The organism is Pseudomonas sp. NPDC090755, from assembly GCF_044769005.1.
In the GTDB taxonomy this organism is placed as follows: Bacteria; Pseudomonadota; Gammaproteobacteria; order Pseudomonadales; family Pseudomonadaceae; genus Aquipseudomonas.
On sequence record NZ_JBIVXC010000021.1, the window covers coordinates 1 to 12,625 of the forward strand.

At 62.6% G+C, this 12,625-nt stretch carries 11 protein-coding genes; 6 read left to right on the forward strand and 5 right to left on the reverse strand.

Going from position 1 to position 12,625, the window contains the following annotated elements:
* Positions 1-244: 244 nt before the first annotated feature.
* A complete protein-coding gene (hppD, locus tag ACIQUS_RS23335; RefSeq protein WP_285863915.1) occupies positions 245-1,321 on the reverse strand; it encodes a 4-hydroxyphenylpyruvate dioxygenase in 1,077 nt (358 codons plus the stop codon).
* 308 nt (positions 1,322-1,629) lie between these two features.
* On the opposite strand from hppD, the gene ACIQUS_RS23340 reads away from it, so the two are divergent.
* Positions 1,630-3,195 (forward strand): EAL domain-containing protein, encoded by a 1,566-nt coding sequence (locus ACIQUS_RS23340; RefSeq protein WP_403052159.1) that lies wholly within the window; start codon positions 1,630-1,632, stop codon positions 3,193-3,195.
* Between the two features lie 38 nt (positions 3,196-3,233).
* On the forward strand, positions 3,234-4,121 hold the full coding sequence (gene rarD, locus ACIQUS_RS23345) for an EamA family transporter RarD (RefSeq protein ID WP_403052162.1): 888 nt from the start codon (positions 3,234-3,236) through the stop codon (positions 4,119-4,121).
* On the opposite strand, the gene ACIQUS_RS23350 is transcribed toward rarD, so the two are convergent.
* On the reverse strand, positions 4,084-5,655 hold the full coding sequence (locus ACIQUS_RS23350) for a transporter associated domain-containing protein (RefSeq protein WP_403052165.1): 1,572 nt from the start codon (positions 5,653-5,655) through the stop codon (positions 4,084-4,086). The two genes, rarD and ACIQUS_RS23350, sit on opposite strands and share 38 nt — an antisense overlap.
* A 357-nt stretch (positions 5,656-6,012) precedes the next feature.
* On the opposite strand from ACIQUS_RS23350, the gene ACIQUS_RS23355 reads away from it, so the two are divergent.
* Positions 6,013-6,600, forward strand: coding sequence for a LysE family translocator (locus ACIQUS_RS23355; protein ID WP_403052168.1), 588 nt, complete (start codon positions 6,013-6,015; stop codon positions 6,598-6,600).
* Here ACIQUS_RS23355 and ACIQUS_RS23360 read toward each other — a convergent pair.
* Positions 6,589-7,374: a helix-turn-helix domain-containing protein gene (locus ACIQUS_RS23360; RefSeq protein WP_403052171.1), complete on the reverse strand. Its 786-nt coding sequence runs from the start codon at positions 7,372-7,374 to the stop codon at positions 6,589-6,591. The genes ACIQUS_RS23355 and ACIQUS_RS23360 overlap by 12 nt on opposite strands.
* Before the next feature lie 5 nt (positions 7,375-7,379).
* Positions 7,380-7,922 carry a helix-turn-helix domain-containing protein gene (locus ACIQUS_RS23365; RefSeq protein ID WP_403052174.1) on the reverse strand — a complete coding sequence of 181 codons (543 nt, stop codon included), beginning with the start codon at positions 7,920-7,922 and terminating at the stop codon, positions 7,380-7,382.
* A gap of 160 nt (positions 7,923-8,082) precedes the next feature.
* Between ACIQUS_RS23365 and ACIQUS_RS23370 the strand changes: the two genes are divergently transcribed.
* The 3 genes from ACIQUS_RS23370 to ACIQUS_RS23380 all read left to right on the forward strand — a co-directional run bounded on the left by ACIQUS_RS23370 (position 8,083) and on the right by ACIQUS_RS23380 (position 11,498).
* Entirely contained in the window at positions 8,083-8,865 is a 783-nt protein-coding gene (locus tag ACIQUS_RS23370; RefSeq protein ID WP_403052177.1) for an aldolase, read from the forward strand.
* Positions 8,866-8,903: 38 nt separating this feature from the next.
* Positions 8,904-9,788: a dihydrodipicolinate synthase family protein gene (locus ACIQUS_RS23375; RefSeq protein ID WP_403052180.1), complete on the forward strand. Its 885-nt coding sequence runs from the start codon at positions 8,904-8,906 to the stop codon at positions 9,786-9,788.
* A 183-nt stretch (positions 9,789-9,971) separates the two neighbouring features.
* Positions 9,972-11,498, forward strand: a complete 1,527-nt coding sequence (locus ACIQUS_RS23380; protein WP_403052183.1) for a catalase — start codon at positions 9,972-9,974, stop codon at positions 11,496-11,498.
* A 3-nt stretch (positions 11,499-11,501) separates the two neighbouring features.
* On the opposite strand, the gene ACIQUS_RS23385 is transcribed toward ACIQUS_RS23380, so the two are convergent.
* Positions 11,502-12,521: an AraC family transcriptional regulator ligand-binding domain-containing protein gene (locus tag ACIQUS_RS23385; protein ID WP_403052185.1), complete on the reverse strand. Its 1,020-nt coding sequence runs from the start codon at positions 12,519-12,521 to the stop codon at positions 11,502-11,504.
* Between the last annotated feature and the right edge of the window lie 104 nt (positions 12,522-12,625).

Sequence of the window (12,625 nt, forward strand, 5' to 3'; positions counted from 1 at the left end):
GACCCGGAGCGCAGCGTAGGGCCGGATGCAGGAGCGAGCGGTTTTGCCTACTTTTTCCAAGAAAAAAGTAGGCCGCCGTAAGGGCGGAAGGGGCCGGCAGCGTCACTGCATCAAATGGATAAGCCTACAGCCTCCACAACCCAACCCAACCCAGCCCTGCCCCTCTTCCCCGACAATCAGTGAAGAACCAAAAAAAAAAGGCCATCGGGATCACTCCCGATGGCCTTTCTATCGCCCAGCGTCGTTATTCGACGTTCAACACGCCACGACGGACCTGGTCACGCTCGATGGACTCGAACAGTGCCTTGAAGTTGCCCTCACCGAAGCCATCATCGCCCTTGCGCTGGATGAACTCGAAGAACACCGGGCCCATCAGGGTCTCGGAGAAAATCTGCAGCAGCAGGCGCTTGTCCTCGGGCTGGGAAGAGCCGTCCAGCAGGATGCCACGGGCCTGCAACTCGCCAACCGGCTCGCCATGCCCCGGCAGACGACCTTCGAGCATTTCGTAATAGGTCTCAGGCGGCGCGGTCATGAAGCGCATGCCCAGCTTTTTCAAGGCATCCCAGCTCTTGAGCAGATCGTCGGTGAGGAAGGCCACGTGCTGGATGCCCTCGCCGTTGAACTGCATCAGGAACTCTTCGATCTGCCCGGCGCCTTTGGACGACTCTTCGTTCAGCGGGATGCGGATCATGCCATCCGGTGCGGTCATGGCCTTGGAGGTGAGGCCTGTGTACTCGCCCTTGATGTCGAAGTAGCGGATCTCGCGGAAGTTGAACAGCCGCTCGTAGAACGCCGCCCAGTAGGCCATGCGGCCACGGTAGACGTTGTGGGTCAGGTGGTCGATGATCTTCAGGCCTGCACCGACCGGGTTGCGGTCGACGCCTTCGATGAAGTTGAAGTCGATGTCATAGATCGAGCTGCCTTCTTCAAAGCGGTCGATCAGGTAGAGCGGCGCGCCGCCGATACCCTTGATCGCCGGCAGACGCAGCTCCATCGGGCCGGTTTCGATCTCCACCGGCTGGGCACCGAGTTCCAGTGCGCGGGCATAGGCTTCATGGGCGTTGCGGACGCGGAAAGCCATGCCGCAGACCGAAGGACCATGTTCGGCGGCAAAGTACGAGGCGATGCTTTTCGGCTCGTTGTTCAGGATCAGGTTGATACCGCCCTGGCGGTACAGGTGCACGTCCTTGGAGCGGTGGGTCGCCACCTTGGTGAAGCCCATGATCTGGAAGATCGGCTCAAGGGTGCCGGGAGTCGGCGATGCGAACTCGATGAACTCGAAGCCCATCAGACCCATCGGGTTTTCAAAAATGTCAGCCATGTTCCTTACCTCATCATCAAAGCGCTAATAACGGTGATCACTTGCTATCGATGTCGAGCGAAGATGGCGGCGCGCAGGAGATGCCCCTCACACTGCGTGCGAGGTAGTCACCATAGATCAGCTTGAACCCATGACACTTCATATGGACCCATTCTCGGCGGGTTGATTCCTCAGGCGCGAGGAACCTTATTATTGTATGCGTAAGGTGATTCTACAGTGCGTAATCCGATTTGTCGCACTTTAAGTTCCGGCGGCTGGCCGACGAACGGCTATCCTGTGCACAGATTGCTCTTTTCAGGTTAGACCCCATGCCCCTTTCGGTACAACGCCGCCCTCGCCGCCTCTGGCGCACCTTGCTGCCCTGGCTGGTGGGCCTGCTGCCCATCGCCGGCGGCATGTTGATCATGTACTGGCAGGCCGAGCGGGAGCTGCAAAGCCGCAGCGTGGCGAACGCACGTCAGATGGTCATTCAGGTCGAGCGCATCCTCGACAACATCTCCGCCGCCGCCCGGGAGTTACTGCCGCTGGCCGGTCAGCCCTGCAGCGCGGAGAAACTGGCACTGCGCGACCAGGTGGCCCGGCGTGCCTTCGTCCGCTCCACCAACCTCGAGTATCGTGGCGAGCTGTACTGCAGCTCACTGTTCGGCCCCTACAGCGAGCCGGTCAATGCCAGTGACTATACCCAGGGCACGCTCTGGCTGATGAACGGCAACTCGGTCACCCCGGGGCATCCGCTGCTGGTCTACCGGGTCAGCGATGGCGAACACGGCGCCATCAGCACGGTCGATGGCGAGCACCTGACCAGTGCCTTGCAGTGGCTGGGAGGCGATAGCCGCCTGGTGCTGCAAGTCGGCCGGCACTGGATGAACCGCGACGGTCAGGTCCGCGCCGGCCCTGTGCCGCAGGCCGAGGTGGCGCCGGCCAGGCTCGCTTCGACGCGCTACCCCTTCGCGATCCATGGCGGCTACGGCCAGGGCAAGGTGGGCCAGTTGATGCGCAGCGAGTACCCAGCGCTGTTCGGCCTGCTGGTCATCATCGGTGCCATGGCCGGCGTGACCTGTTTCTGGCAACTGCGCCGGGCCAGCTCGCCACGGGCCGAGTTGCAGCGGGCCATGGAAGCCAACGAGTTCGTGCCCTATTTCCAGCCGGTGGTGCGCCGCGGCGACTACCGCTGGGCCGGTGTCGAGGTGCTGATGCGCTGGCAGCATCCCCGTGAAGGCCTGGTGCGGCCCGACCTGTTCATCCCCTATGCCGAGCACAGCGGCCAGATCGTGCCCATGACCCGCCAACTGATGGAGCGTACGGCGCAATGGCTGGCACCCCATGCCGACGCGCTGGCAGACGGCTTCCATATCGGTGTCAACATCACCGCCGACCATTGCCAGGACATGACCTTGCTCGAGGATTGCCAGGCTTTTCTCAGTGCCTTCCCCAAGGACCGGGTGCGGCTGACCCTGGAGCTGACCGAGCGTAAGTTGATCACCCCCAGCGCCGTCACCCAGGCCTTGTTCAGCAAGCTGCATGAACTGGGCGTAATGATCGCCCTGGACGACTTCGGCACCGGCCAGTCGAGCCTGGCCTACCTGCGCCAGTTCCAGATCGACTACCTGAAGATCGACCAGAGCTTCGTCGCCATGATCGGCGTCGATGCGTTGTCGCTGCATATTCTCGACAGCATCATCGAGCTTTCCAGCAAACTGGGGCTGGGGATCGTCGCCGAGGGGGTGGAGAACGAGACACAACGTGACTACCTGGCCCGGCACAACGTCGACTTCCAGCAAGGCTACCTGTTCGCCCGGCCAATGTCGGCGCACGCATTCATCCAGGCCCTGGAAACAAAGGCACTGGTACCCACGCTGGCGCAGCCCACATAGTCACTGTTGCTCCCACCCAAGTCACAACCGAGGCCCTCGTGTCCAAAGGTATTGTTTCATCGGTCATGGCGTCCTGCTTGTTCGCCGTGATGTATTTCTATACGTCCCTGCTGTCCCCGCTGGACGGCGAAGAGGTGTTCGGCTGGCGTACCCTGCTGACCCTGCCCTGCCTGACCCTGTTCATGCTGGTGAGCAAGGACTGGCCACTGGTCACCGGCCTGCTGGCACGGATGCGCCACAAGCCGCTCCTGTTGCTGGGACAGTTCGGCACCTCGTCACTGATGGGCGTGCAACTCTGGCTGTTTCTCTGGGCGCCGCTGCACGGGCGCAGCCTGGAAGTGTCGCTGGGCTATTTCCTGCTGCCGCTGACCATGGTCCTGACCGGACGCCTGGTCTATGGCGAGCGCCTGTCGCGCCTGCAGACAGTCGCCGTGGCCTGTGCCGCTACCGGGGTTGGCCATGAGCTGTACCAGCACGGCAGTTTTGCCTGGGAAACCCTGCTGGTGGCCGTCGGCTACCCGCTGTACTTCATCCTCCGACGCAAATGTCGCACCGACCACCTGGGCGGCCTGTGGGCCGACATGTGCCTGCTGTTGCCGACGGCGCTGTACTTTGTCATCCAGGGGCCGCTGAGTGCCCGGGACCTGGCCGAGCACCCGGCCCTGTATGGCCTGATTCCGCTCCTGGGCGCGATCAGTGCCCTGGCGCTGATCTGCTACGTGATGGCCAGCCGCTTGCTGGCGTTCAGCCTGTTCGGCCTGCTCAGCTATGTCGAGCCGGTACTGCTGGTCGGCGTGGCCCTGCTACTGGGCGAGACCATCGGTCCCGACCAGTGGCTGACCTACCTGCCCATCTGGCTGGCCGTGCTGGTGCTGATCCTCGAAGGCGTCAGGCACCTGCTTCGCCAGCAGCGGCGTTCGGCGTAAGGCGCACCTCTCGGACCCGGCGCTCTTCCACGGCGACCACGGTCATCTGCCAGCCATTCCAGTGCAGGCTGTCGCCGACCACCGGCAAGCGATCGAGCAGGCTCATCACCAGGCCCGCGAGGGTCTGGTAGTCCTCGGTGGGCCTGGCGGCAAAACCGGTGCGCGCCTGGATCTGGCTGAGGTTCAGGGCACCGCTGACCACAAAGCCCTGTTCGTCCTCGATAATCCCCGGCCCTTCGACCTCGCTGGCATCAGGCAACTCACCGGCGATGGACTCGAGGATGTCGGTCATGGTCAGGACGCCGGTGAAATCACCGAATTCATTGACCACAAATGCAATGTGGGTCGACTGGTTACGCATCTGCTCCAGGGCGTTGAGGATGCTGAAACTCTCCAGCAGGTTCAGTGGCGCACGCGCCAGGCTTTCCAGGTCCGGCTGGTTGCCGGCCAGCAGCTCCTTGAGCAACTCCTTCTTGTGCACGAAGCCCAGCGGTTCCTCGATGCGACCGTTGCGGATCAACGGCAAGCGTGAGTAGGACGAATGCATCAACGCCGTACGGATCGCCTCAGGTGACTGGGTCAGGTCGATCGCATCGACCTGGGCCCGCACCGTCATCAGCGTTTTGATCGGCCGCTCGGCCAGGTTCAGTACGCCGCTGATCATCACCCGCTCGCGGCGGTCGAACAGCACTTGCTCTTCACCGCCCTCGACCAGGTCGGCAATCTCCTCGCCCACCTCATCGGCCTCGATGCGGCGCCCGCCCAGCAGGCGCAACACCGCATGGGCAGTGCGCTCACGCAAGGGCCGGTGCTGCTGCAGGCTGCGCTTGCGTCGGGCCCGGGCCAGCTGGTTGAACACCTCGATCAGGATCGAGAAGCCAATGGCCGCGTACAGGTAGCCCTTGGGAATATGGAACCCCAGGCCTTCGGCGGTCAGGCTGAAACCGATCATCATCAAAAAGCCCAGGCACAGCATGATCACTGTCGGGTGGTTGTTGACGAAGCGTGTCAGCGGCTTGCTGGCGACGATCATGATGCCGATGGAGAAGATCACCGCGATCATCATCACCGACAACTGCTCGACCATGCCCACCGCGGTGATCACCGCATCCAGGGAGAACACCGCATCAAGCACCACGATCTGCGCCACGATCGGCCAGAACGCCGCATGACGGGCGCTGCCGTTAGTCTGGGCCACATGCCCCTCAAGGCGCTCGTGCAACTCCATGGTGGCCTTGAACAACAGGAACACACCACCGAACAGCATGATCAGGTCACGGCCGGAGAAGCTCTTGTCGAACACCTCGAACAAGGGCGCGGTCAGGGTCACCATCCAGGAAATACTGGCCAGCAAGCCCAGGCGCATGATCAGCGCCAGGGACAGGCCGATCACCCGCGCACGGTCACGCTGATGGGGCGGCAACTTGTCGGCGAGGATGGCGATGAACACCAGGTTGTCGATACCCAGTACCAGTTCCAGCACAATCAGCGTGGCAAGGCCCAGCCAGGCCGTGGGGTCGGCTAGCCATTCCATGGGCGGGCACTCATCTGCAGGTACAAAGGGAAGGCGTCACAAGGACGGGAGAAAGGCCGGGACGGCCAGCTACTGGGGGGCTCCGAGAACGAAGTCATATCAACCTGAGATCAATTAGGGAGGGAGATCCTACAATTGCAGCAGGGATTTCTCACAGCGCGAAACTATTTCAAATTCTGTAATAGCAACCGGACACCGTGTGGGAGCTGGCGAAGCCTGCGATCGACTGTGCAGCAGTCGCAATGCCTCTACGACCGCTTCGCAGCCAGGCGGCAGCGGCTATAGGGTAATTTTCTTCAATACCTGGATGTATCGGACCTTCAGACTCGTCCAACCTCATCTTAAGGACGAACACCCATGAGTCTGACCCTTTCAATGGCCGCCTTCGCCCTGGCCGCCTCCATCTCCCCCGGCCCGGTCAATATCGTCGCCCTGGGCAGCGGCGCACGCCACGGCTTGCGCGCCAGTCTCAAGCACGTCACCGGCGCCACCGTCGGCTTCAGCCTGCTGTTGCTGTTGATCGGCCTGGGCCTGCACGAACTGCTGCGCCACTGGCCAGCCATGACCCGGGTGCTGCATATCGGCGGCGTGGCGTTCCTGCTGTACATGGCCTGGAAACTGGCCAGCGACCGCGGTGAACTGGGTCGCGACAACCACACCCCGCCCCCGTCGCTACTCACCGGGGCAACCCTGCAATGGCTCAACCCCAAGGCCTGGCTGGCCAGTGTCGCCGGGATCGGGGCATACGTGGGCGAAGGCCAGACCGCCCTGCTCTGGCAGTTCACCGGGATCTATTTCGTCATCTGCTACCTGTCCATTGCCAGTTGGGCCTGGGCCGGCAGCGTAATCAGCCATTATCTGGACAACCCCGCACGCGTGCGTCTGTTCAATCGCGTGCTGGCGGCCCTGCTGGTGGCCAGCGCCCTCTACCTGCTACTGGCCTGAACGGTAGTGGCCGGGCGTCGCCGCCAGGTGACGCTTGAACGCCCGCTGCAGGTGGGCCTGGTCGGCAAACCCGGCCTCCAGCGCCACCTCGGCGATCAACCGGCCACGACGCAACTGGGCGCGGGCATATTGTACGCGCTGGTCGAGCAGGTAACCGTGGGGCGTCAGGCCGAAGTGCTGCTTGAAGGCGCGGATCAGGTACGAGGTGGACAGTCCGGCGGCCTCGCTAATGTCTTCCAGGCGCAGGGGCTCGGTGCAGTGTTCACGGATGTAGCCGGCAGCGGCCAGCAGCCGTTGATTGTTCATCGGGCGACGCGCCTTGCCCGTACCAAAGCGCTGGATCAACGCGCTGAAAAAAACCTCCAGCGCGCTGTGCTTGCTGGCCGCGCTGCAGTGCTCGTCGAGCAACAAGGCGTGCAGGTCGCACAGTTCCCGGTAGAGGGACGGCAATCGGCTGCTGAGCACCTGAAGTGGCTGGAAACCCAGGGCCTGCAGCCAGTGCAGGTCGACATACAACATCAGGTAGGACCAGGGCTCACCGGCGATGGGATTGCAGGTATGCACTACGCCGGGATTCATCATCACCACCGTGCCGGCCGACACCTCCTGATGACTGTCGCCGCTCACATAGGTGCTGCGCCCTGCCGTAATCGCCCCGATGGAAAAGCTCTGGTGCGAGTGCGGCGCATAGCGGACCTTGCGCCCGTCATCAACGCTGCGCGCCTCGATGAAGGGCAGCGCCGGATCACGCCAGAATCGCGAGTGCGTACTCATCTCCATTAGCCCTCGGCATCATGCACCACCACCAGCAACTGCGCCTGCACCTCGCCCAGCGACCGCAGCCTGTGGGGCGTCTGGGCATTGAAATACAGGGCGTCGCCGCGCTCGAGAATCACCCGCTCGTTCATGAAGTCCACTTCCACCTGCCCTTCGTGGACGAACAGGAACTCCTCGCCCAGGTGTTCCTTGAACGTCGAGTCGCTGAAGTCGGCGGGCGGGCTGATGATGAACGGCAACAGGCTGCGACTGCCGATGTGCTTGGCCAACACCGAATACCCCTGGCCCTGGGTACTGCTCGCCAGCGCCTGGCGCTCGCCGCTGCGCACCAGGCTGTAGCGGGCCTGGCCGGGCAGGTCTTCGGCGAACAGTTCTTCGACGTTGACATTCAGCGCCCGTGCCAGCTTCAGGGCGGCCGCAATGGACGGCGTGTTCAAGCCACGCTCGACCTTGGACAGGTAGCTCTTGGTCATGCCGGACATTTCGGCCAGCGCTTCCAGGGTAATACCCAGTTTTTTTCTTAACAATTTCAATCGGATAGACATGCGACGCAAATTTCCCAGTGTCACGGGCAGGTTTTTACTTGCCAATGACACATTGTGTCATTTAGCCTTATCCGTGTCATCTCGCTGACCGCCCCTCCACCTTCCAAGTAGCCGGGGCGGGCCAGCCGTGACACGTCTGAACACCACCGAGGATATCCCCATGGCCAAGACTATGGCATTGCCCAAGGACCAGCTGGTCAAGCAGGCCCTTACACAGATGCAAGGCTCGCTTGCCGATAATACGTGGACTGTACGCGAAAAGCTGGCCCTGACCTGTCGAATTCTCTTCGATAACGGCCACGACTCGGGCCTGGCCGGGCAAATCAGCGCCCGTGGCCCCCAACCTGGCACCTTCTACACCCAGCAACTGGGCCTGGGTTTCGATGAAATCACCGCCAGCAACCTGCTGCTGGTCAACGAAGACCTGGACGTGCTCGAAGGCCAGGGCATGCCCAACCCGGCCAACCGTTTCCACAGCTGGGTGTACCGGGCGCGCCCGGACGTGAATTGCATCATCCACACCCACCCGACCCACGTCGCCGCCCTGTCGATGCTCGAAGTGCCGCTGCAGGTCTCGCACATGGACCTGTGCCCGCTCTACGAAGACTGCGCGTTCCTCCAAGCCTGGCCCGGCGTGCCGGTGGGCAATGAAGAAGGCGAGATCATCAGCGCAGCGCTGGGCGACAAACGCGCCATCCTGCTTTCACACCACGGCCAGTTGTCGACCGGCGCCAGCATCGAGGAGGCTTGTGTCATCGCCCAACTGATCGAGCGCGCCGCCAGATTGCAGTTGCTGGCCATGGCCGCAGGCGACATCAAACCGATTGAACCGGCGCTTGGCCGCGAAGCCCACGACTGGATATCACGGCCCAAACGCCACAGCGCCGCCTTCAACTACTATGCGCGACAGTGCCTGCGGGTGCACGCCGACTGCCTGAACTGATTCCCGGCCCCATTTGCCTTACTTGCGGAGCATCTTTCATGACCACGACATTCCACGGCATCATCGGCTACACCATCACCCCGTTCAGCCATGACGGCGAGCAACTCGACCTGCCCGCCCTGGGCCAGTCCATCGACCGTTTGATCGCGGGCGGTGTCCACGCTATCGCGCCACTGGGCAGCACCGGCGAAGGCGCCTACCTGAGCGACCTGGAGTGGCAACAGGTCGCCGAGTTCAGCCTGGCGCATGTCGCCGGCCGGGTGCCGACCATTGTCAGCGTCTCCGACCTGACCACCGCCGGGGCCATTCGCCGCGCCCGCTTCGCCCAGGCCCATGGCGCCGACGCAGTGATGGTCCTGCCGGCCGCCTACTGGAAGCTCAGTGAAGCCGAGATCATCCAGCACTACCGGGCCATTGGCTCCGCCATCGATCTGCCGATCATGCTCTACAACAACCCGGCCACCAGCGGCACCGACCTGTCGGTGGAGCTGATCCTGCGCATCGTGCGCGAGGTCGAGAATGTGACCATGGTCAAGGAGAGCACCGGCGACATCCAGCGCATGCACAAGCTGCATCTGCTCGGCGAGGGTCAGGTGCCCTTCTACAATGGCTGCAATCCACTGGCCCTTGAAGCCTTCGTAGCAGGCGCCAGCGGTTGGTGCACGGCTGCGCCGAACCTGATCCCGGCACAAAACCTGCAGTTGTACAAGGCGGTGCAAGCCAACGACCTGGCCACTGCCAGGGCAGTGTTCTACCGCCAGTTGCCGCTGCTGGAGTTCATCCTCAAGGGCGGCCTGCCCGCCACCATCAAGGCGGGCCTGGCCATCACCGGCCTGCCGGTCGGAGCGCCTCGCCTACCCGTGTTTGCCCTGGACCAACCTGGGAAGGACTACCTGCAGGATCTGCTGAACACCCTGCGCTGAACCCGGCCCGACCGCCAGCCGTGTCATGCGGCTGGCACCGGGATGACGCAACATACCCCATAAAAACACTGCGCTTCTCCGATTACCCTACAAGCATTGATGACTTCACCGATAGGACAGCTGTCTGGCGCGACCTAGCATCGATTGGCCAACACCAATCGACAGGGAGCTGCGCTCAGACCTATGAAAACCAGGACCTTTTCAGGCTACACCTTGGGCTTGCTCGCTGCGGCGATCCTGACCACCAGCGTCAACGCCAACCCGCTGACCCGCGACAACGGCTCGCCGGTCGGGGAAAACCAGCACTCGCAGACAGCCGGCAGCAACGGCCCTACCCTGTTGCAGGACGTGCAACTGATCCAGAAGCTGCAACGTTTCGACCGCGAGCGAATACCGGAGCGCGTGGTACACGCTCGCGGTACCGGGGCCCATGGCGAATTCATTGCCAGCACCGATATTTCCGAACTGACCATGGCCAAGGTATTCACCCCGGGTCAGAAAACGCCCGTGTTCGTACGCTTTTCATCCGTCGTGCATGGAACCCATTCGCCAGAAACCTTGCGTGATCCGCGCGGATTCGCCACCAAGTTCTACACGGCCGATGGCAACTGGGACCTGGTCGGCAACAATTTCCCGACTTTCTTCATTCGTGATGCGATCAAGTTCCCGGACATGGTCCACGCCATGAAGCCCGACCCGCGGACCAACCTGGGCAACGATGCCAGGCGCTTCGACTTCTTCTCGCACCTGCCCGAGGCAACCCGCACCCTGACCCTGCTGTATTCCAACGAAGGCACGCCACAAAGCTACCGACACATGGACGGCAACAGCGTCCACGCCTACAAGTTCGTCAATGCCAAGGGTGAAACCAGCTATGTGAAATTCCGCTGGAAGACGCTGCAGGGGCAGAAAAACCTCGACCCCGACGAGGCCGCAAAGATCCAGGGCCTGGATTTCAGCCACATGACCAACGACCTGGTCGGCGCGATCGACCGTGGTGAATACCCGAAGTGGGATTTGTACATACAGACGCTCAAGCCAGGGCAGATGGCAGCCCTGGACTATGACCCGCTCGACCCGACCAAGGTCTGGCCCGATGTGCCGGAGCGCAAGGTCGGCCAGATGGTCCTTAACCGCAATGTCGACAACTTCTACCAGGAAACCGAACAGGTCACCCTGGCGCCATCGAACCTGGTACCCGGTATCGAGCCATCCGAAGATCGCTTGCTGCAAGGCAGGCTATTTTCCTACGCCGACACCCAGATGTATCGCGTCGGTGCCAATGCCATGAGCCTGCCGGTCAACCGGCCCAAGGTCAGCGTGAACAATGGCAACCAGGACGGCGCGCTCAATGCGGCACACACGGTCGGCAGCATCAATTACGAACCGAGCCGCACGCAACCGCGCCCGGCCACCGAGTCGGCGCGCTATAGCCGGTTGCCCTTGAGTGGTACCACGCAACAGCAAGCCATCATGCGCACGCAAAACTTCAAGCAGGCCGGTGAGCTCTACCGCAGCTATGACACCAAGAATCGCCGGGATCTGGTCAACAGCTTCGGCCAGTCGCTGGCCGGTAGCGACGACGAGAGCAAGCACATCATTCTTTCATTCCTGTACAAGGCCGATGCCGAGTACGGCAAGCGCGTGTGCAAGGCCGCAGGCGGCGACCTGAACAGAGTCAAGCGGCTAGCGGCACAACTGAAGGACTGAGTGTCACGCCCGACGCAAGGCAAGCATACGCTGCCGGTAGCTGCCCGGGCTCTCGCCGGTCCACTTCTTGAACGCCCGATGAAACGCACTGGGTTCCTGGAACCCGGTGCGTTCGGCCACCTCGGCGATGCTCATGTCGGTTGCGCGCAGGCACTCGAAGGCAGTCGCCCTGCGCACTTCATCCTTGATCTGCTGGTAGGCACGCCCTTCGCGCTCCAGTTGCCGGCGAAAACTGCTGGGGCCAAGCCCCTGGCACTGGGCCATGGCCTGCAGGGTGGGCCACTGGCCCGGCTCACGCTCACGCAAGTAGCGATAGACCCTGGCCACCAGGCCGCTCTGGTTGCGGTAGCGGATCACCAGCCACTGCGGCGCGCTGCGCAGGAAGGTCTTGAGGCCGGCCAAGTCCTGGACCACCGGCAGGCGCAGGTAGTCGGCGGCGAATTCGAGTTCGGTCACGCCCGCGCCCAATTGCAGGTTGGGCCCCCACAGCAAAGGGTCGCCCTCCTGTACCGGGCGTGGGTCGGCCAGCGTCATGCGGTCAATGACAATGCGTTGCCCACCCAGCCAGCACAACAGGCTGATGACCAGGGCCAGGAAGGTTTCCTCGGCATAGACCCGGGTCAGCGGGTCGTCGATGCGCGACTGCAGGCTGATCAGCGCCCGCGGCCCCTTGACCGTCAGGGTGGCCCGCAGGTCACGCAAGAACAGAGCGAAACTGCCCAGGCACTGGCGCAAGGCCTTCTCCAGCGTCGGCTCCTGGATCAGGCCACGGCAAATCAGGGCAAAACTGCCCAGCGGCATGCCATGGCTGTCCAGCTTGAAGAATTCGTCGCCCAGGGACTGGATCAACAGCAACCAGAGCCGGGCGAAGGCCGAGGCCGGCACCCGTGCGCCCGGCGTGTCGAGCACACCCTCATCGATACCGGCTTCGCGCAGCAAAGCCTGCGCCCGCTCTGGCCGGTCACGCAGGGCGTGCAGCATGGTATGGACGAAGTAGACCGCGACTGTATCGTTTTCCCGCATTACCGATTCCGCAGGGTGTGGCAAAAAATACCAGGGGCAGTGGGCAGTTTTGGCATAGGCCCGGCAGCAGGCTTTGCCTAGACTCGATGACAACCTGAACCTGG